This is a genomic window from Undibacterium sp. (assembly GCF_030683615.1).
Lineage (GTDB): Bacteria > Pseudomonadota > Gammaproteobacteria > Burkholderiales > Burkholderiaceae_D > Undibacterium > Undibacterium umbellatum.
In genome coordinates this window covers 16,861-43,695 of record NZ_JAUXQE010000007.1, presented here as the reverse complement: position 1 = coordinate 43,695, position 26,835 = coordinate 16,861, and the positions used below count along the sequence as shown (strand labels likewise).

The following is a 26,835-nucleotide window of genomic DNA, read 5'->3' as shown; positions in this document are numbered from 1 at the left end:
ACAGGGAAAAAAATGAAAACAAAAAATATCTTCAAACGCAGTTTGCTGGCCAGCCTGGTTGGGCTGACATGCATGGGTAATGCGGTGATGGCGCAAACAACGACCTCGAATCAACTGGTACTGGAATCCATGACCATGGATAAAAAAGCCGATCCCTGTACAGATTTTTTCCAGTATTCAAATGGCGAATGGCTGAAGGCTAATCCCATTCCTTCAGACCGTGCGCGTTACAGCGCCTATGATGAAGTGACAGAGAGAAATCTGGCAGCGTTGAAGTTGATAGCCGAGACCGCAGCAAAAGGTGATGGTAAGACTAAAGCGGCGCAGCTGGTGGGCGCGTTTTACGCCAGTGGCATGAATGAAGCGCAAATAGAAAAAGAAGGCATCAAGCCACTGGAGCCACAATTTGCAAAAATCAATGGCATCCAGGATAGCCAGCAATTGCTGGCAGTGATCGCTGGTTTGCATAAGCAAGGTGTCATGCCACTGTTTGGTTTTGCAGTGGACCAGGATGCAAAAAACACGACCCGCTACCTCCCGCAAATCATGCAGGGTGGCCTGGGTTTACCAGACCGTGATTATTACCTTAAGACTGACGCCAAGACCAAAGATATCCGTGGCAAATATGTCGCTTATGTGAGCCAGATTTTTAGCTTGCTAGGTGATGCACCTGATCAGGCGAAGAAAAATGCTGCAGTCGTGATGTCGCTGGAAACGCGTCTGGCCAAGGCATCGTTGACCAAGGTTGAATTGCGCGACCCGCAATCCAGTTACCACTTGTCTGACCTGAATGCCTTGCAGAAGACCGATAATAAAACTGCCTGGGCAACTTATTTCAATGAACTGGGTTTGGCGCAGTCCGGCCAGTTCAATCTTGCCCATCCCAAGTTCATTGCCGAAGCAGGGCGCATGCTCAATACCGTCAGCCTCGATCAATGGAAGATTTATTTGCGCTGGCAATTGACGAACGCACGCGCCAAAGATTTGAGTTCAGCCTTTGTCAATGCCAGCTTTGATTTCTATGGCAAGACGCTGGCAGGTACCAAGGAATTGCAGCCGCGCTGGAAACGTGTTCTGGGCTCTATAGATTCCATGGCAGGTGAGGCCATGGGTGAATTGTATGTTGCCAAATTCTTTGGCCCTGAAGCTAAGGCTGGCGTACTGGAAATGGTTGATAACATCAAACTCGCCATGCGTGAAAGCATTAGCAAGCTGGAATGGATGTCAGACACCACCAAGCAGCAAGCCTATAAAAAGCTCGACACTATCCTGGTAAAAATAGGTTACCCCGATGTATGGCGCGATTACAGCAGCCTTCAAATCGATACTGGCCCCTATGCAGCGAATATGGCGCGCGCCGCTGAATTTGAATTCAAGCGCAATCTCGCCAAACTGGGCAAACCCATAGACAGGAATGAATGGGGCATGACACCACAAACCGTGAATGCCTACTACAACCCCACCATGAATGAAATGGTATTCCCTGCGGGCATTTTGCAACCGCCTCTGTACCATGTAAATGCTGACCCGGCTGCCAACTATGGCAATACAGGTGCAACAATTGGTCACGAGCTGACGCATGCCTTTGATGATGAAGGACGCCAATACGATGCCCAAGGAAATTTGAAAAGCTGGTGGACCAAGGACGATGAGAAAAAATTTCTGGTCCGTGTCAAAGCCATAGAAAAGCAATTTGACGAATTCAACCCTATCGATAAACTGCATATCAATGGCAAGCTGACTGCCGGTGAAAATATTGCCGATCTGGGTGGAATGAAGATTGCCCTGCAAGCCTTGCGAAAATCGCTGGAGCGCAAGCCCCAGGCCAAGGAAATTGATGGTTTGACAGCAGAGCAGCGCTTCTTTGTCGCCAATGCCCAAAGCTTTCGCAGTCTTATCCGTGATGAGATGCTACGCATGAAACTGGCAACCGACCCACATTCACCAGACAAATACCGTGTCATTGCGCCGTTGGCAAATATGACAGAATTTTCTGATGCCTTCCAGTGCAAGGGCGATCGTTCGCCACTGCGCCCAACGACGACGCGGGTAAATATCTGGTAACAGCGTATACTATGGCTTGAAATGCAGTAGTGGATGCAGGCGAAAGGGGCGCTGGATGCAAATCTGGTAACCCGAGCCTGCCAAAATTTCTTGTCATCAGAGTGCATGCCAGGCATGTACTCAAGATATGTAGGGCTATATGGAAACCAAAGTTGTCGAATTTGAACGCCCACAAATGGATGTGGGTAGTAGCTGTACCGCCAATGCCTGGGCACGCATTCCTGATGCGCCCTCAGCAATAGAAAAACTGGAACTCAAAGCCAGAGTGCGCCAGCTCCTGAAAGAAAAGCAGGCTGTGCTGGTGGCGCATTATTATGTCGATGCCGAACTGCAGGACCTGGCAGAAGAAACTGGTGGCTGCGTTTCAGACTCACTGGAAATGGCGCGTTTTGGCCGTGACCATCCCGCCAAGACCCTGGTCGTGGCCGGTGTCAAGTTCATGGGCGAAACCGCCAAAATACTCAGCCCGGAAAAAACCATTTTAATGCCTGACCTCGATGCGACCTGCTCTCTGGACCTGGGTTGTCCGGCAGATGAGTTTGCGGCGTTTTGCGATGCACACCCTGACCGCACTGTGGTCGTGTATGCCAATACCAGCGCCGCCGTCAAGGCGCGTGCTGACTGGATGGTGACGTCCAGCATAGGTCTGGACATCGTTGCTCACTTGCATGCGCAAGGCAAAAAAATACTCTGGGCGCCAGACAAGCATTTGGGTGGTTATATCCAGAAACAGACTGGTGCAGACATGTTGCTGTGGCAGGGCTCCTGTCTGGTACATGATGAATTCAAGGGCATAGAGCTGGATGTACTCAAGGCTGAGCATCCCAATGCCAAAGTTCTGGTGCACCCTGAATCGCCGGCTGCTGTAGTGGCGCTGGCTGACGTGGTTGGTTCAACTTCGCAAATGATCCATGCTGCCAAGACTCTCGATGCGGAAGAATTCATTGTCGCGACCGATAATGGCATTCTGCATAAAATGCAAATGGCTGCCCCGACCAAGCGTTTCATCGTTGCTCCAACCGCTGGTAATAGCGCCACCTGCAAGAGCTGCGCACATTGCCCATGGATGGCCATGAATGGCTTGCGCAATCTGGTGCAGGTGCTGGAGCGTGGCAATAATGAAGTCCAGGTTGATCCAGCAGTCGGACAAAAAGCCAAGGTCTGCATAGACCGCATGCTGGATTTTGCTGCGGCCAAAAAAGCCAATGTGCGCCCATCGAGTGATCTGGCTAAAGAAGCCAAGTTGTTCTCCGGCATAGGCCCGGCCTGAATGCTGCGCAAAAATAAAATTAATTGAGGTTATCTGGACATGTCTGGCAATTTAAAGAATACGCATTTTCCTTTTGATGCAGATTTACAAAAAGCATTTGAACGCAATATCAGCGATGCGCTGGCTGAAGATGTTGGGTCTGCTGATCTGACGGGCTTACTGGTGCCAGCTGATGAAGTGGTGCAGGCTCAAGTCATCGTGCGCGAAGATGCTGTTCTGTGCGGTGCTCCCTGGTTCGATGCCGTCATGACGACTTTGGATGCAAGCATAGAAGTAGACTGGCAGTACGCCGAAGGCGAGCAGATGAAGGCAAACACTGTCGTCTGCAAAATCAAGGCACCTGCCCGAGCCTTGCTGACAGCCGAGCGTTCTGCACTGAATTTCCTGCAATTGCTATCTGCTGTTGCAACCGCCACCAGCAAATATGTCGCCATCATCGCTGGCACAAAAGCCTCAATACTCGATACCCGTAAAACCTTGCCAGGCCTTCGCCTTGCACAGAAATATGCGGTGCGTGTAGGCGGCGGCAAGAATCAGCGCCTGGCCTTGTACGATGGCATCCTCATCAAGGAAAACCATATCGCAGCCGCAGATGGCGTAATCGAAGCCATGCAGAAAGCCCTTAGTCTGAACGCGGGTGTCAGCATACAGATAGAAGTGGAAACCCTGGAGCAATTGCAAGTTGCACTGGACGCCGGAGCGACTTCTATCTTGCTGGACAATTTCAACACCAACATGATGCGCGAAGCAGTAGCCATCACCGCTGGCCGTGCCTTGCTGGAAGCATCTGGCGGTATTGATCATGCATCAGTGAGAGCGATTGCCGAGACTGGTGTCGACAGGATTTCCATAGGTAGTCTGACCAAGGATATCAAGGCGACGGATTATTCTTTGCGAATTATTTAAGTTCTTCGTTTTGCATGCTGTTTGAAAACCAAAATTTTGCATCCAGATTGAAGAAACCCGTCAGTCTGGATGAGCATGTCTTTCGCTTTTGCGAGTTTTCAGATATACAATTTGACGGGGGAGACATCACATCTGCCTTCCTGGCTTGCAGCTTTACGGACTGTGGATGGTACTGGGGATTGTTCAATACTTGTGTATTGGTTGATGTAAAGTTTCTAAATTGTACTTTTCGCGGGACGACATTTTCAGGCGCCAGGTTTGTTAACTGTGAATTTGAGAATTGTGTTTTTTTAAAAGATAATCTCAACTCATCATGCACATTCAATCAGGTCAATTGGTTTACTTGTAAGCAGAAAAATTGTACAGGGCTTGAAAATGAATTTCGTACAAGAGATAAAGAGCGTAGTTATATTTCCTGATTTTTCTTGAACTGCGCGCGATTGATGCATTTCCCTCAGTTTACAAGTCAAAATGTGTTGGAAATAGCTTATTCCGTATATCGCAACACCAGCACATGTTGCGATTCATCTTTTTTGCTCATGACCAACTCAATCCAGCTAGTGGCTTTTTCACCGTAAAGCTTTAGCAAAAGCTCTGTCAGGCCACTTGTCTGTGCAGGGTTTAGCGTGGTTTCTCGGTTGAGTGCAAGGTATGATGCGCCGATTCCTATCAGGCTGTAGGCGTAATTTTCTCTGAGATGCCGGCAAAGGGCATGATTTTCAAAGGGATCCAGGTCTGATGAGAAATACCCATTGGGAAATGCTGCCAGACTGTCTTCTGCTGTATTGACGATGGTTCTGAACGCATAAACGCTGTCGTCCAGAATTGATATCCAGTTCCCTTGAGCTGATATGAGCTCTGAAAGTGACTCATCATTCAAAAGCAGATTTTTCTCTTGAAAGATTTGTTCCAGGATGGTTTCCTTGCATCGCCTTTCAAAATTTCCCAGACGAATAAAAAATTCAGATTTTGTACTGAGGTAGCCGACATGCTCGCCGTTCTCAAAACATATCGCATCAAGAGAGCTTAAGTCGTAACCCTCGGCATCGTCCAGATCATGAGAACTCGTGCTATGCATGGATGTGTACTGCGCTTGACCTAAATTATCCAGAGTTATCAGTATTTTTGAGTCGGGATACATTTCTCCCAATGTTCTCCAGTCTTTCAGTAATTCGGCCTGGCTATTGTATTTTTCTGATTCATATACATCACACAGATATTCAAAATCTTTGGATGACAAGGGTTTGAATTTCATTTTTTTCCGTTTCGGATTGCCAAAATTTAATTACAGTCGACGATGCAGATGGAGTTGCTTCAGCCATCCGTCCGCAATGCCGCAATCGGGTCCAGTTCCGCAGCCTGACGTGCCGGGAATACGCCAAAGCCCAGGCCAACTGCCACGCAAGAACTGACGGCAATAAACAGGCTGAAAGGTGACCAGGCAACTGACCAGCCCGCCAGTGCGGCGATGCTGTATGCCGCTATCGCGCCCAGCAATACACCTAGCAAAGCCCCGCTAAAGGCGATGACCAGGGCTTCGGCAAGAAACTGCTGTATGACATCACGTCTGCGCGCACCAAGGGCACGTTTCAAGCCAATTTCACGGCGTCGTTCGAGTACATTGGCCAGCATGATATTCATGATGCCTATCCCGCCCACCAATAAGGATACAGCTGCAATCGAACTCATGACGATGGTGAATATGCGCTGGGTCTGCTGATTCTGCCGGTACAAGCCCATGGGTACGATGAGGTTGGTGTCGTCACTTCCCGCATGCCTTTGCTCAATCAAGTTTTGCAGGACTCGTGCGGCGATGTCTGGCGGGGTCTGACCATCCAGGCGCAAGCTCATGCCATCGACTTCATTTTCCAGTGCGGTGAAGTTGAAGCGGGCGCGCCCTGTTTGCCAGGGGACAAACAGGCGCTCATCGTCCAGTCCCAGTTTGACACCTTCAAATTCTGATTTGCTGAGTGCACGGTTAGCCAGCACGCCGACAACTTCTAGCCAGGCGTGATTGAGTTTGATGCGTTCGCCAACAGGGTTCTTGTCGCCAAAAAGTTGATGCGCCAGGCGTGGACCTATCACGCAGACTGGGGCCAGACTGGCATCATCTTGCTGGCTTAGCCAGCGACCCAGGCCTATTTGCAGTCCACCGAGTTCAGCGTAGGAGTCCGATACAGCAAAGGCGCGGGCAGGGACAACAGTGTTACCGCTAACCAGTTGGTCAACCTTGATTTCCTTTTTCAATGCCACGGCTTTTGCACCAGGCACGACCGCCAGTGCTGCATCTGCATCTGCTACTGACAGGCCCAGCGAGCGAGTACGTATTTCTTTCAGACGCTTGTCATCGATGTTTTTGCTTTCGATGATGACATTGTCCAGGCCAAGCTCAGCCACCAGGCGCAAGGCTTCGCGGCGGCTGCCTTCACCCACGGCGAGCATTGCGACGATGGCGGCCACGCCAAATATCATGCCCAATAAAGTCAGGCCGGTGCGTAATTTACGTCTTTGCAGTTCATTGACGGCTTCCAGGATCAGGGCACGGTTCATGAATGAGTATCCTTGGTTTTTTCTTTATCTTTTACTTCAGGCAGCAAGACTATCTGATTGCCCTGGCTGATACCGGATTTGATTTCACTGCGCACCGGGCCGCGCTGTCCCAGGACCACGGTCTGGCGTTTGAGCTGATCGCCGTCTTTGACATAGGTAGCGAAGTTGGGGCCATCTTGCACGAGAGCGATGTTGGGCACCGTCATGGCTTTGCTTTGGTTGATCAGGCTGACTGTACCTAACAATGCCTGCCCGGGTTTCAGTGCCAGGCTTTGCGCTTGTTCTTTCTTGAAAGCGGCTTCGAAGCTGATGAACTTGACGGGGGAGTCGCGTGAAGTGACGCTGGCGCTATTGCCGACCTTGGTGATGCTGAGTTCAATTTCCTGGCCGCTGCCAGCCAGGCGCACTTTAACTGGTAAGCCAACTTTCAGGCCAAAGGTGCGGCCTTCTTCTATGTTGAAGTTGGCAACCAGTTGATCAAGGTCGGGCAGTGAACCAAATTCTTCGCGGGGGCGGAAACTGGAACCTACTTGAGGTTTGGCGCCATCCCAGCTTGCTTGTAGCAGGAAAACGCCATCGTGCGGTGCCATTAACTCCAATGCATCGAGGTTTTTCTTGTGCTGACTGGCATTTAAGTTGACACTTTCTTTCTGTGAGCTTAATACCGCCTGTTCCGCAGCACTACGCGCCTGCACTTGCCCTGTTTTCCAATCCAAGTAAGTGCGCTTGTTTTTCAGGAATCCGCTATCCTGCAATTCATCCAGTATTTTATTGCGGGAAAAAATCGCCAGGTCTGCGTTGGCATAGCGTTCACTCAAGAGCAAATCAGTCTGCACTTTGGCACTGTCTGCAGCCAGAGTGGAACGGCTACTGGTATCGCTGGCAAGTATGGATTCTGCTGCCAACTCTTTGCGCAATAATTCCAGTTCGGCCTGCGACAATTCCATGCGTGATTTGGGTGCATCAAAACGGGCGATGACCTGGTCTTTTTTTACCAGGCTACCTTCGGGTATCATTTCTATCAGGGTACGACTATCCCAGCCCTGACCAGGTACAGTCAGCGGGGTTTTGTTGGCGGCGATGATTTCGCCGTCAACGACTAGGTTTTCTTGCCAGATTCTGGGGGCGAAAGTTTCAGTTGCAAGCTGAGCTTGATCCTGTTTGTTGGTGCACGCCAGAATGCTCAGGGTCATTGTCACACAGGTGACGAGAGGGATAATTCTCATTTTTTGACTGCTCCGGCAACGATGGTTTCTGCTCCTGATGTGCTGAGAATTGCTTGCACTGCCGCACCGGGCTTAAGGCCTTTAGGCATTTGATCGAATTCCAGCTCTATATCCCGCACGATAACTGGTTGTGAAGTCGATTTGCTATGGAACACATTGCCAAGTCCGCTTACGCGCGCTGCTACTGTCAAATTTGCGGCAGGTATGTTGATGCGCGCACTCTGTCCAATTTTAATTGAGTTTGATTGAGCCTCGGGCACTTTGGCCAAAACAAATAATTTATCTGGATCAGCTACACTGGCGATGGATAAACCAATCCAGACTTGACTGCCGGTGGTAAATTTTTCACCTTCAAAATTACTTTTGTAAATGATCATCCCAGGCTTTGTCGCCAGCACGGTCAGGGCTTTTTGTCCTTTGGTCAGAGCGTCAATTTTTCCTTGCAGCATGGCTATTTCTGTTTCTAGCCCAGTTTTTTCAGCCTTGCGGGCGCGTGCCTGCGAAGTGTGCAGTTTCAAGGAAAGAGCCGCCAGTTCGCTGTTTAGTGATTTTTCTATCACCAGCTTGTCGTAATCCACACGCCGGATCAATTCTTTTGGCATGGTGGCTTTGCGCGAGGCTTTTTCAGCATTGCTTTGGGCTTCTGCGACCGCCAGATCAGCTGCTTTTTCTCCCTCGGTTTGCTCCAGCTTAAATTTTTCCAATGCGCGCAGTTTTTCATTGAGCTGGCTTTTTTGATTGGCGAGCTTGGTCGGTACTTCTGCCGCCTGAAACATGGCAATCATGTCCCCTGCTTTGACTACACTACCTTCTGGGGCAATTTTCGCCAACGTATATTGCCAGATGTAGGGTATGGATGGCGGACCTACAGAGGTGATGCTGCGCGACTTTATCTCGCCTTCTATCGTCATTTCTTTGTTGTTCGGGAGAGCGTTGCTGTTGACCTTGTTGATGTGCGCAGCCGGTTCTATCAGGACACTCATGCCAGGCACCAGATTAAAATCCTGCTGCTCTGGCAGTTTGATGTCGACACGAAAGTATCTGCCATAGCCCCAGGTATTATGTTCTTCAGGGGCGTTCGATATTAGTGCGATGCTGGCGAGCGCTTCAATGCCAGGCAGGGCGTCAAACTTTAGTTTGACGGCTTGCCCCTGTTTTAAGTAGATCCTGTCCGCTTCCAGTGCCCAAGCTCTGACTTCCATCTGGCCTGAACCTATGATCTGGCCGGCACTATTGCCAGGGAAAGCACTGGAGCCTTCTTCCAGTCTTTCGTTACGCCATTTGCTGTAGCCGTGTACGACATAACCATCCTGAGCGGCGCGCACTTCTGAGCGCGTCAATTGTGTTTTCAGGTAATTGATATTGATTTCTTGCTTCTTCAGTTCCAGATCCGCATCTGATTTTTTCCTGACGATGGATTTTTGGGCATTGTCAAATGCCAGTTGTTTCACTTGCAGATCACGTTCCGATCTTTCTTTTTCCCCCTGGTGCTTGTCAAAATCCAGTCCAGAAATTTGCGACTTCGGCAATGCAGCATCTACTAATGCTTTTGCGAGTGCAGATTTAGCGGTAATGAGGTTTTTTTCTGCTTCAAGTGCGGTGACTTCAAGTTTGGCTACTTCAGCTTCGGCCTTGGCCCTGGTTTGCTGCATGCCAATTTCCAATTGTTCTATATTTGAACTATCGGGCGTTTCTATGCGCAACACCAGGTCCCCTTTTTTTACCTTACTTCCTTCCGCAATGAAGTTGCGCAGCACCACCGGAGCGGCATTCGATGGCGGCACAAAGATGGTTTGCGAATCTTTGGCAATCACCTCGCCAGTCAATAAAACCGGGCGGTTTTTTGCTACTGATGATGGCGATGCGCTGGCTGTGTTTGCGGGTGTAATGGCCGTGGCAGAGGTCAGCGCTGGTGTAGTCATGAATGCGACCAATATGCTTAGGCTTATGGATGACAGTGGCATATATTTGTGCAAGTGCTTCATGCAGCCATCTCCGCAACCTTGCCATCCGCCAGGTGGATAGTTCTTTGTGCTCTTGCGGCGACAGCGGGATCATGTGTGACCAGCACCAGGGTTTGACCGCCAGCGTGCAATTCGCTTAGTAGACTCAATACATCGGCGGCACTTTTTGAATCCAGATTTCCAGTCGGCTCATCTGCTAGTAATAGGGCAGGTTGATTTAGCAGGGCGCGGGCGATGGCAGCACGTTGCAACTGGCCGCCAGATAATTCACCTGGCCGGTGGTTCATGCGGGTTGCCAGACCTATGCGCTCCAGCAATTGGCGGGCGCGTGTTTCTGCCTGAGCATCTGGTAATTTGCTGTAACGCTGCGGCAGCAAGACATTTTCCAGCACAGTCAGGCGCGGCAATAAATGAAAGGATTGAAAGACGAAGCCAATATTGCGATTGCGAATATCAGATGCGGCATCGTCATTCATGATGCTGATGTCTTCCTGATTCAGCAAGTAGCTACCATGATCAGGTCGGTCGAGTGCACCAAGGACGTTCAGTAATGTGGATTTGCCTGAACCGGAAGGGCCCATGATGGCGACAAACTCGCCGCTGGCAATGTGTAAATCTATGCCGTCAAGCGCCCGAATTTCATTGCCGCCCTGCGTATATGTTTTACGTATCTGACTGAGTTTTATCATGCAAATTTTTCTATTGAGCCGTGTGAATCTCGCCAGAAAAAAGTGTAGTGATAACGCCCAGCGAATATGCAGGGCAGTATCACGGTGATAATTTAATTTGTCAAATGGCTATTGATTTTATGGGTGGAATACTGGCTTGATTTTTGTAATTTTCTATTTTTTACGCTTTGGCGACAGCACTGTTGGCAGGGCTTTGGGCAGGGTATCAGGGTAGTCACGGCTGAAATGCAGGCCACGGCTTTCCCGGCGCGATAAGGCACTGTTGACGATCAGTGAGGCCACCTCTACCAAGTTGCGCAACTCCAGCAGATTGTTCGAGATGCGGAAATTGGCGTAATACTCGTCTATCTCTTCCTTCAGCAGGCGTATGCGGTGCTTGGCGCGTTCCAGGCGTTTGGTGGTGCGGACTATACCCACGTAATTCCACATGAAGCGACGTAGCTCATCCCAATTATTGGCAATGACTACTTCTTCATCTGCATCCGAAACCCGGCTTTCATCCCAGTCAGGCAGGGCAATGACGTTGGCACGCTCCTGGGCTTCTATATGTTTGGCTGCGGCGCGGCCTACTACCAGGCATTCCAGCAAAGAATTACTGGCCAGGCGATTTGCGCCATGCAAGCCCGTATATGCAGTTTCGCCAACGGCATATAGTCCAGGCAAATCAGTGCGGCCATCTGTATCAGTGACGACACCGCCACAAGTGAAGTGAACTGCAGGGACCACTGGTATGGCCTGTTTGGTGATGTCTATGCCTAATTCCAGACAACGTGCATAAATAGTGGGGAAGTGTTCCTTCAAAAACTCTGGCGGCTGGTGGCTGATATCAAGCTCAACAAAATCGAGACCACGTTTTTTCATTTCAAAGTCAATCGCACGGGCAACCACGTCGCGCGGTGCCAGTTCCATGCGTTCATCATGATTGGTCATGAAGCGTTTGCCTGCTGCTGCGCCAGCTTCGGCGGGTAACTTCAAGATGCCACCTTCACCACGCACGGCCTCTGTAATCAAAAATGATTTGGCAAATGGATGATACAGGCATGTAGGGTGGAACTGGATGAACTCCATATTGCTTATCCTGCAACCAGCACGCCAGGCCATGGCGATACCGTCACCGGTTGCCGTGTCAGGATTGGTGGTGTACAGATAAACTTTGCCTGCACCGCCAGTGGCCATCACGGTATGTTGCGCGGCAAAGGTGTGCACTTTGCCGGTTTTTACGTCCTGCACATACAGGCCCAGACAATGTGGTGTAGACGATGTATCGCCCAGTTTTGCAGTCGTAATCACGTCAATCGCATAGTGATGTTCAAACAAACTGATGTTGGGGTGATTGCGTACTTTTTGTTCCAGTGTAACTTGTACAGCATGACCAGTAGCGTCGGCTGCATGGATGATGCGACGCTGGCTGTGGCCACCCTCACGTGTCAGGTGAAAGCCGAGTTCTGCTTCTTCATCACGGGTGAACGGCACACCTTGCTCTATCAGCCAGTCTATCGCTTCGCGGCCATGTTCGATGATGTAGCGGGTGGCGCCTTCATCACAGAGGCCGCCACCAGCTATCAGCGTGTCTGATATGTGCTGCTCATGACTATCGTGGGAATCCAGCACGGCAGCAATGCCACCTTGTGCCCAGTTACTGGCGCCATCCAGTAATTCACGTTTGGAAATAATCGCGACTTTGCGTGTTTGTGCCAGATGTAAAGCGACAGATAAGCCAGCCAGTCCACTACCTACAATTGCTACGTCAAAATTCTTCATTATCTTTTGTGATTGTATTTGGGTGTTTATTACCCAAGGGTTTTCCCAGTGCCCATGTCCCGAACTCGCAGCAGGATGACGGTCAGGGCTTTCTATAACTTTAGTTCATACCGTATCCTGATTTTGGAATGACTGCACAATATGCTGCTTGCATTCTAATTCAGGATCAAGGAGAGAGTAGCTTTTCCACGCAGCAAAAAAAAGTAGCTATCTGAATTTTTGCACTTAACTTAGTCCTTGAAACGCAGAAAATTTGTATAAGCAAATTACAAATCATCAAACTTGCCAAGAAAGCTTGCAAACAGCTTGACACAAAGCTTGGCGGCTTGCTCTAATACCGGATGCAGATTTCCTGCTTGCCGTGATAGATGCACGACCAATAAAATAATCGAATACATCATCACGAAATTCAAATTTTTGTGAGGGGGCTATAAGTGAATAAGACTGAGTTGATCGATCATATTGCGAAAACAGCGGATATTTCCAAAGCGGCTTCGTCGCGTGCGCTGGATGCAGTGATCGGCGCGGTAAAAACCACATTGAAGAAAAAAGGCACGGTAACTTTGGTCGGTTTTGGTACCTTCTCTGTTGCCAAACGTGCTGCCAGGCCCGGCCGCAATCCTAAAACTGGTGAACCAATCAAGATCAAGTCTGCCATGGTTCCGAAATTTAAACCTGGCAAAGCTTTGAAAGATGCGGTAAACTAATGCTCTTTCGTGGCCCAGTGACATGTGCCGCGATGTTTGTTTGTATGTGTGGGGCGCTTAGCTCAGTTGGTAGAGCGGAGCCCTTACAAGGCTTAGGTCGGGAGTTCGAGCCTCTCAGCGCCCACCAGTATCAAGCAAAATATAGTTTCATGCAGTAAAAAAGGAGTGGTAGTTCAGTTGGTTAGAATACCGGCCTGTCACGCCGGGGGTCGCGGGTTCGAGCCCCGTCCGCTCCGCCAGAAAATCGAAAAGGCGAACGAAAGTTCGCCTTTTTTTGTATTCGTCAAATTGTTATTGTGATACTTAGCCACGTGATTGGTTGAACATGTTTGAATTTATTCGTACCCATCAGCGCTTAATGCAAATTTTGTTAGCTGTTCTGATTTTGCCGTCTCTTGTTTTATTCGGCAATCCCGACGTTTTGCGTTCCTTTGGTAAAGAGGAGGGTATTGCAAAGGTCGCTGGCGCTCCTATTACTCAGGCTGAGTTCGATCAGGCACTGAGAGATCAACTGGATCGCATGCGTCAAATGTATGGCCCGCAATTTGATGCAAAGATGCTCAATACGCTAGAAGCAAGACAGAGCATTCTGGATGAAATGATAGACCGCAAGGCGATAGCTGGTGAGATTGCTGTTAAAAAACTGACAATTGCCGATGCCACTTTGCAAGATAAAATTGCCAAATCACCAGGCATGCTGAAGGCTGACGGTCATTTTAACAATGAGGAATACACACGCGTGTTGGCACAGCAGGGTATGACACCGCTGATGTTTGAGCAGCGTTTGCGTCAGGATATGGTGCTCCAGCAATTGCTTGCACCTGTTCAGGCTGGTGCTTTTGTCCCTAAAACGGTGGCAGAACGCTTCTCGGCGATTAATGAGCAAGAACGTGAAGTACAGATGTTGATGTACAAGCCTGGTGATTTTGCTGATCGTGTCAAGATCACTGATGAGATGCTGAAGGCCTATTATGAAAAAAATTCGGCGCAGTTCGTGATCCCGGAACAAATCAATGCTGAATACGTCGTCTTGAATAGTGAAGTGCTGGCTGAGCAAACGACAGTGTCTGATGCCGATGTCCAGACCTACTACAAAGCTAATGAAAAATCCTATACGACAGAAGAGCAGCGTCGCGCCAGCCATATTCTGATCGCCGTAGCCAAGGATAGCAGTGCCGCTGATAAAGCCAAGGCGAAAGCCAAAGCTGCCGATATCCTGGCGCAACTGCGCAAGAAGCCAGAAGATTTTGCCAAACTGGCAAAAGAAAATTCTGATGACCCAGGATCTAAAGAAAAAGGCGGTGATCTGGATTTCTTTGGCAAAGGCATGATGGTTCCGCAGTTTGATGAAAGTGTATTCAAGCTCAAGCAAGGTGATATCAGCGAACTGGTGCAGTCTGACTATGGTTTTCACATCATCACAGTAACCGGCATCAAGCCTGCCGGTGTCAAAACACTGGATGAAGTCAAGGTGCAGATTGCTGCTGATATCAAGAAGCAAAAAGCAGGCAAAGCTTACACAGAAGCTGCAGAGACATTTACCAATGTCTTGTACGAGCAAGGCGATAGCTTGAAGCCCGCGGCCGAAAAGTTGAAACTGAAAATACAAACGGTGAATGGCTTGTCACGTAACAGCAAACCAGGCTTACCAGCGACTGTGGAAACCAATAATCCTAAATTCCTGAAGGCGATTTTCTCTGATGATGTGGTCAAGAAAAAACACAATACAGAGGCAGTAGAAGTTGCCCCGAATACTTTGATTGCTGGTCGCATTGTTGAATACAAAGCCGCATCCAAACGTCCGTTTGAAGAAGTCAAGGCGTCAATTCAGGCGCAAGTAACCGCAACCGAAGCAGCTGCGCTGGCTGAAAAAGAAGGTATCGCCAAACTGGCTGCATTGAAAGCAGCAGATGCAACGGCTGGATTTACAGATGCCAAAATGGTATCGCGGTTGAAAAATCAGGATATTCCTCCTGCTGCTCTGCTTGATTTGATGCGTGCAGATACTCAAAAGCTGCCGGCGTTCGTTGGGACATCGCTGGGTACGGCTGGCTATGTTATTTTCCGCATAGGCAAGGTCAGCCCAGGTACGGCTGACAAAGAGCGCCGTGCTTCCGAGGCACAGCAATTGGCTGGCATGCAATCGTCACAGAACCTGTATGCCTATCTTGAATTGCTGAAGCAAAGAGCAAAAGTCACCATCAATAAAGCCGCAATAGCAGCGCCAGTAACGGCAGCACCATAATTCTGTACTTTCTGCTGTTGGAAAAAGACACCTTCGAGGTGTCTTTTTTTTGTCAAAAATTAAAATTTTGTCTAATCTTGCTAATGTTGTCTTTCGCGAGCAATCGACTTTGAATCCGGCAATATTTGATGTGTATCAATGTAGCCGTGCAGTCCGATTGTTATTCTTGCAGTGTATTTTTACAACAGAGTGAGATCATGACAATAACTAAAGAAAACACATACAACTATCGGGTTGTACGGCAATTTTCTGTCATGGCAGTGGTGTGGGGAATAGTCGGCATGCTCGTGGGCGTGGTGATTGCAACTCAACTTGCCTGGCCGGAATTTCTTGGGGGGATACCCTGGCTAAGCTATGGGCGTTTGCGTCCCTTGCATACCAATGCCGTGATTTTTGCTTTTGGCGGTAGTGCCTTGTTTGCGACTTCTTATTATGTCGTACAGCGTACCTCCAATGTTCGCTTGTTTTCTGATGGTCTTGCCGAATTCACTTTCTGGGGTTGGCAACTGGTCATCGTCGCGGCAGCCATTAGTTTGCCTTTAGGTTATACCCAGGGTAAGGAATATGCAGAACTGGAATGGCCTATCGACTTGCTGATCGCCGTGGTCTGGGTATCATATGCCGTGGTGTTTTTCGGTACGCTGATGAAACGCAAGGTTGAGCATATTTATGTAGCCAATTGGTTCTACGGCGCATTCATCATTGCGGTAGCTGTTTTGCATATCGTCAATAGTGCAGCCATGCCCGTGTCGTTCATGAAATCCTATTCTGCTTATGCCGGTGTGCAGGATGCAATGGTGCAATGGTGGTATGGTCACAATGCGGTAGGCTTCTTCCTTACTGCTGGCTTTCTGGGGATGATGTATTACTTCATTCCCAAACAAATCGAGCGCCCGGTTTACTCTTATCGCCTGTCCATCGTTCACTTCTGGGCATTGATCTTCACTTACATGTGGGCGGGTCCGCATCACTTGCATTACACCGCCTTGCCAGACTGGGCACAATCCATAGGCATGCTGTTCTCGCTGATTTTGCTGGCTCCGTCATGGGGTGGCATGGTCAACGGTATCATGACACTGTCTGGTGCCTGGAGTAAGTTGCGCTCTGATCCTATCCTGCGTTTCCTGATCGTGTCCCTGTCTTTCTATGGCATGTCGACCTTTGAGGGACCGATGATGGCGATCAAGACTGTCAATGCCTTGTCTCACTACACAGACTGGACTGTAGGCCACGTTCACTCTGGCGCTCTGGGCTGGGTTGGCTTCATTACCATCGGTAGCTTGTATTACCTGATCCCGCGCCTGTTTGGTCAAACTCAAATGTATAGCAAGCGTCTCATCGAAGTGCATTTCTGGGTGGCGACAATTGGGGTTGTCTTGTACATCGCATCGATGTGGATTGCTGGTGTTATGCAAGGTCTGATGTGGCGCGCAGTCAACGAAGACGGCACGTTGACATATTCCTTCGTGGAAAGCGTGAAAGCGACTTACCCTTACTATGTCATACGTATGGCGGGTGGCTTGCTGTATCTGGGTGGCATGCTGGTCATGGCCTACAACGTCGCCAAAACGATCATGGCTGCCAAGCCTGTCAATAATGCGATCCCGGCTTTGCCTGCTAATGCAGCACATGCATAAATCAAAGGAGAAATTTGATGCGTAAGTTTACTCATGATCTGATTGAACGCAATGTCGGCTTGTTGCTGGTGCTGGTGATTCTGACGATCAGTGTTGGTGGTCTGGTTGAGATCGTACCCTTGTTCTTTCAAAAATCGACGACTCAGCCAGTACAGGGAATGCTGCCGTATTCGGCACTGCAACTGGCTGGACGTGATATTTATCTAAGGGAGGGATGCTATGGTTGCCATTCGCAGATGATACGTCCCTTCCGTGCTGAAACTGAACGTTATGGCCATTATTCCGTCGCTGGGGAATCTGTTTATGACCATCCTTTCCAGTGGGGTAGTAAGCGTACTGGCCCGGATCTGGCGCGGGTAGGTGGTCGTTACAGTGATAGCTGGCACCGGGACCATTTGAATGATCCTCGCTCAGTGGTAGTGGAGTCGAATATGCCCGCCTACCCATGGCTGGCCAAGACTCAACTGGATGCAAATGCGATTGCTCCAAAATTGCAGGCCATGAAAACCCTGGGTGTTCCTTATACCGACGAACAAATCAAGGCAAGCTCGGCTGATGTGGCCAACAAAACCGAGTTGGATGCGCTGGTCGCCTATCTGCAAGTGCTGGGTACCGCGATCAAGAGCAAGAATTGATAAAGGAATAGCCGGGACATTAATGGCCCGGCCTTTCGGGGAGAAATGAAATGAATTTCACAATAATCAGCAGCGTTGTAACGGTCGTCAGCCTCATCGTATTCCTTGGCATTATTTACTGGGCATTCAGTGCCAGGAATAAGGAGAAATTCGAAAAAATGGCACGCTTGCCAATTGATAATGAGAATGGAAAATAGCCATGGCAGACTTTTTTAATGAATGGTGGAGTACCGGTATCGCCATCGTCACGGCCTTGTCCATGCTGGCCTGTGTTTTACTGTTGTGGTCACAATCCAAGGTCAAGGTGAAGGTAGGTAGTGATGGCAAGCCTTTGCCAGCAGAAACTACAGGCCATGTCTGGGATGGTGACTTGATGGAGCAAAACAATCCCCTGCCCAAATGGTGGATGTGGTTGTTTTATCTGACAGTGGTATATAGCGTGGGCTATCTTGTGGTCTATCCTGGCTTTGGCAAGTGGCAGGGTACTTTTGGCTGGAGCCAACAGGGAGCCTATGAAAAAGAAATGAAGGATGGAGAGGCGCAGTATGGTCCCATCTTTAACAAATACCTTGCCATGGATATCAAAGCAGTTGCCATGGATGCGCAAGCACGGGACATTGGTCAGCGTCTGTTCCTCAATACCTGTGCCCAATGTCATGGCTCAGATGCGCAAGGCGGCAAGGGTTATCCGAATCTGGCGGATAATGACTGGCTGTATGGCGGTGATCCACAAACAATCTTGACCACCATACGAGAAGGTCGCCACGGTCAGATGCCACCTATGGGTGCAGCGCTGGGTACGGATGATGACGTCAGGAACGTTTCCAATTATGTGCTGAGCTTGTCGAATTCTGCCCATGATCCTATCAAGGCTGCTTTGGGTAAATCTAAATTTGCTGCCTGTGCTGCTTGCCATGGTGGTGAAGGCAAGGGCAATCAGGCGCTGGGTGCGCCGAATCTGACAGATAAAGTCTGGCTGTATGGAGGTGGTATCGACAGCGTCATGGAAACCATCAACAAGGGTCGCAGTAATCAGATGCCAGCGCACAAAGGTATCTTGACCGAAGGCAAAGTACATTTGCTGGCAGCTTATGTCTGGGGTTTGTCGAACAACTCTGCCTCAGCCCAGATCAGTGATGCAGATGCTGGCGCGGTCAAGCAAATTGCTGCGACTGCATCTGAAGCAGCGGCAAGCAAGTAATTGTTGATATCAACAGCAGCGTTAATCAACAATAAGGACGAGCATGATCATACAGCACGCCCCACCCGCGTTGAATAACGCTGCTTTTTTGCCTTACTAAGAAGAACAGAATCAAGATGAAGCACATACCCATCATCCCGGTGCCGATAGAAGAAGCTGAATTGGCGCTTTTTGAAGAACGCAGGAAGATTTATCCGCGTACACAAACAGGCTGGTTTTCTTCCTGGCGCTGGGTATTGGTATTTTTTACGCAGGCGTTATTTTATGGTACAGCCTGGCTGAACTGGAATGACAGACAAGCGGTATTGTTTGATCTGGTAGCTCGCAAATTTTATATTTTTGGCCTGGTTTTGTGGCCGCAAGACTTTATTTATCTGGCTGTCTTGCTGGTGATCTCGGCCTTGAGTCTGTTCTTGTTCACTGCCATCGCTGGCAGATTATTCTGCGGGTACGCTTGCCCGCAAACTGTCTACACCGAGATTTTTTTGTGGATAGAAGCCAAGGTCGAGGGTGAGCGCAATGCCCGGATCAAGCTGGACGCTTCGCCCATGTCGACGCGAAAATTCTCACTCAAATTCCTAAAGCATTTCATCTGGATTACTCTGGCTCTTTGGACTGGTTTCACTTTTGTAGGTTACTTCACGCCTATCCGTGAGCTGGCGATCGCTGTTGGTGATTTTACACTGGGTCCCTGGGAGACATTCTGGTTCCTGTTCTATGGCTTTGCCACTTATGGCAATGCCGGCTGGATGCGCGAGCAGGTTTGCAAATACATGTGTCCTTATGCGCGCTTTCAGAGTGCCATGTTCGACAAGGACACGCTGATTGTTACTTATGATACTGCGCGAGGTGATCCACGCGGATCCAGGAACAAGAAGGTTGATTACAAGTCCCAGGGTATGGGGGATTGTGTCGATTGCGGGATTTGTGTCCAGGTCTGTCCTACCGGCATCGACATCCGCGAAGGTTTGCAGTATGAATGTATTGCATGTGGTGCCTGTATCGACGGCTGTGATCAGGTCATGGACAAGATGGGTTATGAGCGCGGCCTGATACGCTATACCACAGAGCATGCGCTGACACGCAAACTGGATGACAAAGCCATGTGGAAGCGCGTATTCCGCATGCGCACGCTCATCTATGGTGGCTTGCTAGGCTTGATCATTTTACTGGCGGCCGTCTCTCTGGCCCTGCATACGCCCTTGAAGGTGGATGTCCTCAAGGATAGAAGCATGCCAAAAATCACAGAAACTGGCGCGATTGAGAATGTCTACCGCCTGCAAGTGATGAATACCCAGGAATCAGCACGCCACTATAGTGTCGAAGTGCATGGCGCGGCTGGTGCGGTTATCGTTAATTCTGCTACTCTTGAAGTTGATTCTGCCAGCACTAAAGCATTCCCGGTCAGGGTACGGGTGCCTGCCAAAGTGTTAGCAACGGGCTCTAACCGCATACGATTTGTAATCAAGGATCTGGACTCGCCAGAAGTGACGGTGACTGAGAAAGCCGTATTTATCGTTCCGCGATAGGAGAAAAAAATGGAAGCCAGTTTGATGCCCCCAAAATCCAGGCGCGATACCTGGTACAGAGAACCATGGTTGCTGCTGGTTGCTGGCGGCCCTGCATTCGTGGTGTGTGCAAGTATTTATACCGGCTACATCGCCATGCATGGTGCTGACAAAGTCGTGGCCGAGGACTATTACAAGCAAGGCTTGATGATCAATAAAGATATACAGCGTGATGCCAAGGCCAGGGAACTACAACTGAACGCCTATATCAATGCCGACCTTACCAATAGCAAGGTAAGACTGCAACTGAGTGGTAAAGGTAATTTGCCTGAAACCATACAGCTCAGCCTGGCCAATGCAGCAAAAGGAAGCAATTCGGTCAGCGAAGTCATACGCCGCTTACCTCTGAAGCAGACAGCGCCCGGGCATTATGAAGGTGAGTTAAAACTGATGCCAAAGGTCGGCGAAGACACTGTTAAGCTGTTTCATATCAAACTGGAGACTACCGACTGGCGCCTGACTGGTGACTGGTTTGATCCAGGACAAAAACCAGTACAACTGAATGCAGCAAAATGAGGCCTATCCCTGAATTTTGCTGACCGAAGGCTGGATAATCACTAGAAGGGGACAGGATTTGGAACATAGCACTATCACACCACGCAAACCACAGTTACGTTCGATGTTAATGATCGTTTTGTGGCCAGCTTTTTTGATGGCTTGTGCGGCAACAGGCTTGTTCTTCAGTATGGTTGATCCGATGGAGTTGATTGTCTTGGATCGGCGCCTGCAAATGCATGAAACTGGTGCATACACAGTAGGCTTTTTTGCCTTCTGGTTGCTGGGAATTCTGTCTAGTGGTTTGACGGCTTTGCTTGTGCAAAAAGCACACTAGAAATAGAGAACCGCATCATGAACATGAACGAGCCGGCTGCATTTCCAGCGATAGAAATCCCGGAAGACCTGATACGCCGTTTTGATAGCCTGGGGCCTCGGTACACTTCCTATCCAACGGCAGACAGGTTTGCGGTGGGCTTTACTGCTGAATCTTATATGCAGTATCTAAAAGAGCGTAGCCTGCTCGTCAATAAGCCTCCATTGTCGCTGTACATACATATCCCGTTTTGTGCTTCACTTTGTTATTACTGTGCCTGCAATAAGGTCATTACCAAGGATCATGGCCGCTCAGCCAAGTATCTGGAGTATCTGGCCAAGGAACTGAAGCTGGTGGTTGAGCACTTGCATGTGCGTGAAACGTTAAGTCAGTTGCATCTTGGTGGCGGTACGCCAACCTTTCTTAGTCATGCCGAGTTGCGCCAGTTGATGCACATGCTGCGCGAGCATTTTGACTTTGCCGATGATGCGGAAATATCGATAGAGATCGATCCGCGCACAGTCACCACTGAGACTTTGCAATTATTGGCTGAGCTGGGTTTCAATCGCACCAGTCTGGGAGTGCAAGACTTTAATGCCGATGTGCAAAAAGCTGTGCACCGCATACAGCCTTACGAAATGGTGGCGCAGACCGTGGTAGATAGTCGCGCCTGTGGTTTTCAATCGATTAATTTCGACTTGATCTATGGCTTGCCCAAACAAAATCTGGAGAGTTTTTCGCAAACTCTGGATCAGGTAATCGCGCTGTCACCAGCCCGCATTGCCTTGTATAACTACGCTCATTTACCCACGCGCTTCAAGCCGCAGCGTCGTATTGCCGAAGCAGATTTGCCATCGGCTGAACAGCGCCTGCAGATTTTCCTGATGTCGATAAAACGCTTGCTGGCAGAAGGTTATGTTTACATAGGCCTTGATCATTTTGCCAAACCGGATGATAGCCTCGCACGGGCGACGCTGGATGGCAGCCTGCACAGGAATTTTCAGGGTTATACCACGCGAGCAGATTGTGACCTGATTGCGCTGGGTTTATCAGCAATAGGCAAGATTGGGGCTTCTTATGGGCAAAATCTGCGTACCCTTGATGAGTACTATGCCTGCCTCGATCAAGGAAAACTGCCTGTTGAAAAAGGATATCACCTTGATGCAGATGATATCTTGCGCCGGCAAGTCATCATGAGCCTGATGTGCAGCAACACGCTCAATTTCAAATTTCTGGAAATGCAGTACGGCATTTCCTTTCATGATTACTTTGCTGCGGAATTGCTGAAGTTGCAGGACTATGCGAAAGAAGGTTTGCTGGTCATTGATGACAACAGCATCAGTATTCCAGCCAGGGGGCGTTTATTTGTGCGCGCGTTGGCCATGGTATTTGACCGCTATCTGGGGCAGCAATCAGGTGCCAGATATTCCAAGTTGATTTGATATGCTGACCCTGCCTTTGGTGTTTGCCGCGATGACCGCTGGCGCCATAGGCGGCGTTCACTGCGTTGGCATGTGCGGTGGTATTTCCATGCTGTTGACACAGGCGGGGCAGAAGAGCGGTAAACCAGCAGCATCGGTCAGCAAAGTTATTCCCATTACCGTGGCGGCTGAGAGCAGGCAAGTTGGTGCTACCGACAGTCTGCATTCGAGGGTGTTGTACCAAAGCCTGTTGCAAAGCGGGCGTATTTTTACCTATGTAATCGCCGGTGCAATACTCGGCGGGCTGGGTGCTGCGGGCATGTGGTTTAAACCTTATCTCCCTGTCCAGCAAATCCTGTTTGTAATTGGTAACTTGATGTTGATATTGCTCGCCTTGCGCATATCAGGCCTGTTGCCACGCCTGCCGTTTCTGCAAAATGTTTGGGCAAATTTGCATGCTCGTATGAGCAGGAAATTGCCATCATTGCAGCAAGCAGCAAAATATCCTTTTCTTTTGGGGGTGAGCTGGGGCTGCCTGCCATGCGGACTCTTGTATGGCGTTGCCCCGTTCGCTCTTTTGTCTGGCGATGCCTGGTCTGGCGGTTTGCTGATGCTGATCTTTGGCTTGTTTGCGCTACCGCATTTATTACTGACGCAGGCGATCATGCAGCAGGCGCACAATAAGAGCATCATGCGTGGATTGCGTTATCTGGCGGCAGCGATTTTGATGGGGATAGGTGCTATGGGTTTGTGGTATTTTGATATGAAGGATATGCCATCTTTCTTATGCCTGGTGCCTGCAGCTTGACCGTCAGATAGTCTTCAAGCCTTTATGTCGATGAGCGTACCCATTACCTCATCTGCCGTTTTGACGATCTCGGCTGACAAGTCAAAACCCAGCTTGAATTGTATGGATTGTACAATTTCATTTGCAAGATCAGTACCGCTCAAGTCCTGAGACGCCAGGCTACTTCCTTCTTTGCTGATGTTGGCAATGACACCACCGGCAGCTTGTTCCTGGAAACTGACTTGCTGAGGAACAAAGCCTGAGGTGCTGGCATTCGCCACATTATGGCCAGCACTGTCCAGCGCGCGGCTATAAGCCTTGAGCCCAGACAGGCCACTATTGAGTGCTGAGACTGACATGAATACTCCAGTTGCGATGCAATGCGATATGACTTTACGCAAGCTTATACTGGAATGAACAAGTTTGCACAGCTAATCAAATTGCTTATTTTATTTGCTTAACTTAGTGGCAAATTAATTTTCAACCTGGTGCCTTCACCAGGTTGGCTGTCAACCAAGAATTCGCCATGCATGGCCTTGACACGCTCGCGCATGCCGACCAGGCCGAAAGAACGTGACTTGCGCATTTCTTCAGCCTCTATCCCTTTGCCATTGTCAGCAATACTGAAACTTAGCATGGAGGCATTACGCTCAAAGACAATTTGTACTTCTGTTGCAGCCGCATGTCTGACCACATTCGTTAATGATTCCTGGACGATGCGGAAGATGGCAGTGCTGCGCGCATCGTCTAGCGCCAGTTGTTCTTCATTGGCTTCCAAGTCACAAGCTATGCCATGACGCATGGAAAAATCTTTTTGCAGGGTCTGTAGTGCGAAATACAGGCCACCTTCATCCAGTGCGCGTGGCCTGAGATCAGTGGCGATGCGCCGCAAGGTTGTGATTGATGTCAGTAGTAACTGGTCCATACTGTTGATGGTTTGCTGGGTCTTGCCAGTGAGTATGCTATCCCTTTGCAGTAACGATAAATCCATGCGCAGGGCGGCCAGCAATTGGCCCAGGTCATCATGCAATTCGCGCGCTATGTGCTTGCGTTCTTCTTCGCGTATGCTTTGCAGGGTAGCGGACAACTGCGTCAATTCATCATGGTAGAGCGCCATTTTTTCTTTGGCTACCTTGCGTTCCGTGATGTCGCGGAAGATCACGGTGTAAAAACGCCTGCCGTTTTCTATCTGGCTGGAGATTGATGCTTCGATGGGAAATTCCTCACCATTTGCCTTGACGCCCGTCACATAAAAATCTTCAAAATTGCTACCCATCTTCCGGCGGGTTGCACCGGTTTCGCCAAACTCCTTTACGTGTCTTCCATGCACCTGACGATGGCGTTCGGGCAATACTGTGTTGAGTGAAGCCCCCATCAAATACTGCACATCATGACCAAACATGGCTGCTGCGGCAGGGTTTACCAGAATGATGGATTGGGTTTCATCGATCGTGATGATGCCATCGATGGCAGTGTCTATCATGCGACTCAAGCGTTCGCGCTCTATACTCAGCTCTTCCGCCGAGCGCGCCAGGTTCTGGCTGGTCTCCGCCAGAGTGGCATAGGGAGTATGAATGTTGACTGCAACCATGCCCCGGTAAATGGCGATTGCCGCCAGCAATTGAAATACATGGCCCACCGCGACAAAGATATCATTGCCATTTACATAAATAGCGAAATATACCTCCGAGATTGCCAGCAGAATCGCAGCCAGGAACAAGGGCGCACGTTCTATTTGCAGGCGTCCTACCAGTTCATTTGTTGGGGATGAGGCAGCGCCTTGCTTGTTAAATCGGTAGGCGGTGAACAAATTGATGGCGATCAGGCCAAGTTCACAGGCCATTTTGAATGAGGTTTGTCCTTCGCCTTCGATATACGTCAGTGGTAACAAGTGTGGAAACATAAATACCATCACCATCCAGCCTACAGTCGCCAGGAGCCCGGCAGTCAGAACAAAGTAAGCTTGTAGCGGACTGACCTCAGAGTCTTGTGGCGCCATTGCCAAGCCCAGCAGGGTAGTTGCAATGAATGAACGTGACAGCAGCCAGAACAGAAGGGACTTATGCATATCCTCTGCGTCAGGAAAGCCTGGCATGCCCTGGAAACTGATGGCATGCATGAACCCAAGTATGGCAGTACACAAAAACGCGACCGCCAGTATGACGCTACTTTTTTTTCTGGAGCCGCCAAAAGCATTCCAGCAAACAATAAACACTGACGTGAAAATGACGATGGTGACGGTTTCCAGCACCGTATGTACTGGCAAAGGTGCTGGCATCTGCATGGCAGATAGAGCAGCATGATTCAACCATAAAAGAAGCGACAAGATTGCGAGTAAACCTGCAGTCCAGCGCGCTGTTACCAGTCTGGAATAGTCATGTGCCATGTTTTTTTGATTTGATAATAAAGGAAGTGAGTATTTTAATGGCAGTTCACCATGCTGGCAGCTATAAATGAAAATGACACTCCTGAAGCAGGAGTGTCATTGACGATGACAGGTAAAATCGCTTAATGCGACATGAGCACAGGCACGGTCATACTTTGCAAAATAGTTCTGGTGACACCACCCATGATCATTTCACGGAAGCGTGAATGACCATATCCACCCATAACCAGCATATCGCTATCGAGATCATGTGCCAGCGAGAGCAGGGCATTGCCGATATCGGTCGAAGTTTTATGCACGCCAACTTCGACTTTGACGCCATGTCTTGCCAGATACAGGGCAATGTCAGCGCCTGGCTGTTCGCCATGACTGTCTGGCACGGACTTGGGGTTGAAAATCGCAACCTGGACCAAGTCGGCACGGCGCAGCAAGGGGATTGCGTCTGTAATGGCGCGCGTTGACTCACGGCTGGCATCCCAGGCGATCAGGGGACGTTTGCCAACAGTCGTGAAGTCACCGACATAAGGGATAATCAATATTGGGCGCCCAGAATTCATGATCAGATACTCTGGGAAGTCTGGCAGTACGGAAGGCGAAGGCTCGTCGCGATTGGTTTGGCCAATTACAACTAGATCACTATATCTGGCTTGCAAACCGATGCCGCCGCCTGCTTCATCATTGGCGATCATGCTTTCGAAAGAGTTGACGCCGATTGCTTGAGCTTGCTGGTTGAAACTGTCTACCGCTTTTTCTGCACGCTCGCGCAAATAACTCAAGTGTATGGTCAGATTGGGGTCATTCGCGCTGATATTGCCATCCTGATAGATGAAACGTGACACACCAGTGACTGCAGTGCCTACCAGATGCGCTTCGTCGCACATAGCGATTTCAGCCGCGACACGCACGCGAAAATTTGAACGCTCAGATTCATCAATATGAACCAGGATGGTTTTGTACGGCATGTTTTGCTCCTTGATCTCAAATCGTGGGAAAAAACAAGTTCAGCG

Annotated in this window: 24 protein-coding genes and 2 tRNA genes; 17 read left to right on the top strand and 9 right to left on the bottom strand. The window is 49.5% G+C overall.

The window, feature by feature from the left end; translation table 11 throughout:
* Positions 1 to 12 precede the first annotated feature (12 nt).
* From Q8K39_RS04260 to Q8K39_RS24930, 4 genes are all read left to right on the top strand, one after another.
* On the top strand, positions 13 to 2,064 hold the full coding sequence (locus tag Q8K39_RS04260) for a M13 family metallopeptidase (protein ID WP_305258436.1): 2,052 nt from the start codon (positions 13 to 15) through the stop codon (positions 2,062 to 2,064).
* A 139-nt stretch (positions 2,065 to 2,203) separates the two neighbouring features.
* The gene (gene nadA, locus Q8K39_RS04255) at positions 2,204 to 3,334 is read left to right on the top strand and encodes a quinolinate synthase NadA (RefSeq protein WP_305258435.1); all 1,131 of its coding nucleotides are present in this window, start codon (positions 2,204 to 2,206) and stop codon (positions 3,332 to 3,334) included.
* A 39-nt stretch (positions 3,335 to 3,373) separates the two neighbouring features.
* Positions 3,374 to 4,240 (top strand): carboxylating nicotinate-nucleotide diphosphorylase, encoded by an 867-nt coding sequence (gene nadC / locus Q8K39_RS04250; RefSeq protein ID WP_305258434.1) that lies wholly within the window; start codon positions 3,374 to 3,376, stop codon positions 4,238 to 4,240.
* A 14-nt stretch (positions 4,241 to 4,254) separates the two neighbouring features.
* On the top strand, positions 4,255 to 4,659 hold the full coding sequence (locus tag Q8K39_RS24930; RefSeq protein ID WP_370868556.1) for a pentapeptide repeat-containing protein: 405 nt from the start codon (positions 4,255 to 4,257) through the stop codon (positions 4,657 to 4,659).
* A 68-nt stretch (positions 4,660 to 4,727) separates the two neighbouring features.
* Here the strand turns inward: Q8K39_RS24930 and Q8K39_RS04245 are convergent, their stop codons facing one another.
* The 6 genes from Q8K39_RS04245 to nadB all read right to left on the bottom strand — a co-directional run bounded on the left by Q8K39_RS04245 (position 4,728) and on the right by nadB (position 12,430).
* Positions 4,728 to 5,495, bottom strand: coding sequence for a hypothetical protein (locus Q8K39_RS04245; RefSeq protein WP_305258433.1), 768 nt, complete (start codon positions 5,493 to 5,495; stop codon positions 4,728 to 4,730).
* Between the two features lie 59 nt (positions 5,496 to 5,554).
* The gene (locus tag Q8K39_RS04240) at positions 5,555 to 6,790 is read right to left on the bottom strand and encodes an ABC transporter permease (RefSeq protein WP_305258432.1); all 1,236 of its coding nucleotides are present in this window, start codon (positions 6,788 to 6,790) and stop codon (positions 5,555 to 5,557) included.
* A complete protein-coding gene (locus Q8K39_RS04235) occupies positions 6,787 to 8,016 on the bottom strand; it encodes an efflux RND transporter periplasmic adaptor subunit (protein ID WP_305258431.1) in 1,230 nt (409 codons plus the stop codon). The genes Q8K39_RS04240 and Q8K39_RS04235 overlap by 4 nt, the downstream gene beginning before the upstream one ends.
* A complete protein-coding gene (locus tag Q8K39_RS04230) occupies positions 8,013 to 9,938 on the bottom strand; it encodes an HlyD family secretion protein (RefSeq protein WP_305258430.1) in 1,926 nt (641 codons plus the stop codon). The genes Q8K39_RS04235 and Q8K39_RS04230 overlap by 4 nt, the downstream gene beginning before the upstream one ends.
* A 59-nt stretch (positions 9,939 to 9,997) precedes the next feature.
* Positions 9,998 to 10,669, bottom strand: a complete 672-nt coding sequence (locus Q8K39_RS04225) for an ABC transporter ATP-binding protein (protein WP_305258428.1) — start codon at positions 10,667 to 10,669, stop codon at positions 9,998 to 10,000.
* A 153-nt stretch (positions 10,670 to 10,822) separates the two neighbouring features.
* The gene (gene nadB, locus Q8K39_RS04220; protein ID WP_305258427.1) at positions 10,823 to 12,430 is read right to left on the bottom strand and encodes an L-aspartate oxidase; all 1,608 of its coding nucleotides are present in this window, start codon (positions 12,428 to 12,430) and stop codon (positions 10,823 to 10,825) included.
* Positions 12,431 to 12,864: 434 nt separating this feature from the next.
* Here nadB and Q8K39_RS04215 point away from each other — a divergent pair, with 434 nt between their 5' ends.
* From Q8K39_RS04215 to Q8K39_RS04155, 13 genes are all read left to right on the top strand, one after another.
* On the top strand, positions 12,865 to 13,137 hold the full coding sequence (locus tag Q8K39_RS04215) for an HU family DNA-binding protein (protein WP_186954534.1): 273 nt from the start codon (positions 12,865 to 12,867) through the stop codon (positions 13,135 to 13,137).
* A 51-nt stretch (positions 13,138 to 13,188) separates the two neighbouring features.
* Positions 13,189 to 13,264: transfer RNA gene (locus tag Q8K39_RS04210), tRNA-Val, on the top strand.
* A gap of 35 nt (positions 13,265 to 13,299) precedes the next feature.
* A tRNA-Asp gene (locus Q8K39_RS04205) sits at positions 13,300 to 13,376 on the top strand.
* A gap of 86 nt (positions 13,377 to 13,462) precedes the next feature.
* Entirely contained in the window at positions 13,463 to 15,382 is a 1,920-nt protein-coding gene (locus tag Q8K39_RS04200) for a SurA N-terminal domain-containing protein (protein WP_305258426.1), read from the top strand.
* A gap of 197 nt (positions 15,383 to 15,579) precedes the next feature.
* Positions 15,580 to 17,019, top strand: a complete 1,440-nt coding sequence (ccoN, locus tag Q8K39_RS04195) for a cytochrome-c oxidase, cbb3-type subunit I (protein WP_305258425.1) — start codon at positions 15,580 to 15,582, stop codon at positions 17,017 to 17,019.
* A 17-nt stretch (positions 17,020 to 17,036) separates the two neighbouring features.
* Positions 17,037 to 17,654, top strand: a complete 618-nt coding sequence (gene ccoO, locus Q8K39_RS04190) for a cytochrome-c oxidase, cbb3-type subunit II (RefSeq protein ID WP_305258424.1) — start codon at positions 17,037 to 17,039, stop codon at positions 17,652 to 17,654.
* A gap of 50 nt (positions 17,655 to 17,704) precedes the next feature.
* On the top strand, positions 17,705 to 17,851 hold the full coding sequence (locus tag Q8K39_RS04185) for a cbb3-type cytochrome c oxidase subunit 3 (RefSeq protein ID WP_186954538.1): 147 nt from the start codon (positions 17,705 to 17,707) through the stop codon (positions 17,849 to 17,851).
* 2 nt (positions 17,852 to 17,853) lie between these two features.
* Positions 17,854 to 18,855, top strand: coding sequence for a cytochrome-c oxidase, cbb3-type subunit III (gene ccoP / locus Q8K39_RS04180; RefSeq protein WP_305258423.1), 1,002 nt, complete (start codon positions 17,854 to 17,856; stop codon positions 18,853 to 18,855).
* A 116-nt stretch (positions 18,856 to 18,971) separates the two neighbouring features.
* Complete coding sequence (gene ccoG / locus Q8K39_RS04175) at positions 18,972 to 20,384, top strand: cytochrome c oxidase accessory protein CcoG (RefSeq protein WP_305258422.1); 1,413 nt, start codon at positions 18,972 to 18,974, stop codon at positions 20,382 to 20,384.
* A gap of 9 nt (positions 20,385 to 20,393) precedes the next feature.
* A complete protein-coding gene (locus tag Q8K39_RS04170; protein WP_186954541.1) occupies positions 20,394 to 20,939 on the top strand; it encodes a FixH family protein in 546 nt (181 codons plus the stop codon).
* Between the two features lie 58 nt (positions 20,940 to 20,997).
* Positions 20,998 to 21,255, top strand: a complete 258-nt coding sequence (locus tag Q8K39_RS04165; protein WP_230413767.1) for a hypothetical protein — start codon at positions 20,998 to 21,000, stop codon at positions 21,253 to 21,255.
* Between the two features lie 17 nt (positions 21,256 to 21,272).
* Positions 21,273 to 22,676, top strand: a complete 1,404-nt coding sequence (gene hemN / locus Q8K39_RS04160; protein ID WP_305258421.1) for an oxygen-independent coproporphyrinogen III oxidase — start codon at positions 21,273 to 21,275, stop codon at positions 22,674 to 22,676.
* Position 22,677: 1 nt separating this feature from the next.
* Positions 22,678 to 23,463 carry a sulfite exporter TauE/SafE family protein gene (locus tag Q8K39_RS04155; protein WP_305258420.1) on the top strand — a complete coding sequence of 262 codons (786 nt, stop codon included), beginning with the start codon at positions 22,678 to 22,680 and terminating at the stop codon, positions 23,461 to 23,463.
* Between the two features lie 14 nt (positions 23,464 to 23,477).
* Here Q8K39_RS04155 and Q8K39_RS04150 read toward each other — a convergent pair whose 3' ends face one another.
* The 3 genes from Q8K39_RS04150 to Q8K39_RS04140 all read right to left on the bottom strand — a co-directional run bounded on the left by Q8K39_RS04150 (position 23,478) and on the right by Q8K39_RS04140 (position 26,790).
* A complete protein-coding gene (locus Q8K39_RS04150; RefSeq protein ID WP_305258419.1) occupies positions 23,478 to 23,801 on the bottom strand; it encodes a flagellar basal body rod C-terminal domain-containing protein in 324 nt (107 codons plus the stop codon).
* A gap of 98 nt (positions 23,802 to 23,899) precedes the next feature.
* Positions 23,900 to 25,828: an MASE3 domain-containing protein gene (locus Q8K39_RS04145; RefSeq protein ID WP_305258418.1), complete on the bottom strand. Its 1,929-nt coding sequence runs from the start codon at positions 25,826 to 25,828 to the stop codon at positions 23,900 to 23,902.
* Between the two features lie 122 nt (positions 25,829 to 25,950).
* Positions 25,951 to 26,790, bottom strand: a complete 840-nt coding sequence (locus Q8K39_RS04140; RefSeq protein ID WP_186954545.1) for a universal stress protein — start codon at positions 26,788 to 26,790, stop codon at positions 25,951 to 25,953.
* Positions 26,791 to 26,835 lie beyond the last annotated feature (45 nt).

Bases quoted from the DNA above. Each gene is read 5' to 3' on its own strand.
- Q8K39_RS04260 (WP_305258436.1), top strand. From the start codon at position 13: ATGAAAACAAAAAATATCTTCAAACGCAGTTTGCTGGCCAGCCTGGTT.
- nadA (WP_305258435.1), top strand. From the start codon at position 2,204: ATGGAAACCAAAGTTGTCGAATTTGAACGCCCACAAATGGATGTGGGT.
- nadC (WP_305258434.1), top strand. From the start codon at position 3,374: ATGTCTGGCAATTTAAAGAATACGCATTTTCCTTTTGATGCAGATTTA.
- Q8K39_RS24930 (WP_370868556.1), top strand. From the start codon at position 4,255: ATGCTGTTTGAAAACCAAAATTTTGCATCCAGATTGAAGAAACCCGTC.
- Q8K39_RS04245 (WP_305258433.1), bottom strand. From the start codon at position 5,495: ATGAAATTCAAACCCTTGTCATCCAAAGATTTTGAATATCTGTGTGAT.
- Q8K39_RS04240 (WP_305258432.1), bottom strand. From the start codon at position 6,790: ATGAACCGTGCCCTGATCCTGGAAGCCGTCAATGAACTGCAAAGACGT.
- Q8K39_RS04235 (WP_305258431.1), bottom strand. From the start codon at position 8,016: ATGAGAATTATCCCTCTCGTCACCTGTGTGACAATGACCCTGAGCATT.
- Q8K39_RS04230 (WP_305258430.1), bottom strand. From the start codon at position 9,938: ATGACTACACCAGCGCTGACCTCTGCCACGGCCATTACACCCGCAAAC.
- Q8K39_RS04225 (WP_305258428.1), bottom strand. From the start codon at position 10,669: ATGATAAAACTCAGTCAGATACGTAAAACATATACGCAGGGCGGCAAT.
- nadB (WP_305258427.1), bottom strand. From the start codon at position 12,430: ATGAAGAATTTTGACGTAGCAATTGTAGGTAGTGGACTGGCTGGCTTA.
- Q8K39_RS04200 (WP_305258426.1), top strand. From the start codon at position 13,463: ATGTTTGAATTTATTCGTACCCATCAGCGCTTAATGCAAATTTTGTTA.
- ccoN (WP_305258425.1), top strand. From the start codon at position 15,580: ATGACAATAACTAAAGAAAACACATACAACTATCGGGTTGTACGGCAA.
- ccoO (WP_305258424.1), top strand. From the start codon at position 17,037: ATGCGTAAGTTTACTCATGATCTGATTGAACGCAATGTCGGCTTGTTG.
- Q8K39_RS04185 (WP_186954538.1), top strand. From the start codon at position 17,705: ATGAATTTCACAATAATCAGCAGCGTTGTAACGGTCGTCAGCCTCATC.
- ccoP (WP_305258423.1), top strand. From the start codon at position 17,854: ATGGCAGACTTTTTTAATGAATGGTGGAGTACCGGTATCGCCATCGTC.
- ccoG (WP_305258422.1), top strand. From the start codon at position 18,972: ATGAAGCACATACCCATCATCCCGGTGCCGATAGAAGAAGCTGAATTG.
- Q8K39_RS04170 (WP_186954541.1), top strand. From the start codon at position 20,394: ATGGAAGCCAGTTTGATGCCCCCAAAATCCAGGCGCGATACCTGGTAC.
- hemN (WP_305258421.1), top strand. From the start codon at position 21,273: ATGAACATGAACGAGCCGGCTGCATTTCCAGCGATAGAAATCCCGGAA.
- Q8K39_RS04155 (WP_305258420.1), top strand. From the start codon at position 22,678: ATGCTGACCCTGCCTTTGGTGTTTGCCGCGATGACCGCTGGCGCCATA.
- Q8K39_RS04150 (WP_305258419.1), bottom strand. From the start codon at position 23,801: ATGTCAGTCTCAGCACTCAATAGTGGCCTGTCTGGGCTCAAGGCTTAT.
- Q8K39_RS04145 (WP_305258418.1), bottom strand. From the start codon at position 25,828: ATGGCACATGACTATTCCAGACTGGTAACAGCGCGCTGGACTGCAGGT.
- Q8K39_RS04140 (WP_186954545.1), bottom strand. From the start codon at position 26,790: ATGCCGTACAAAACCATCCTGGTTCATATTGATGAATCTGAGCGTTCA.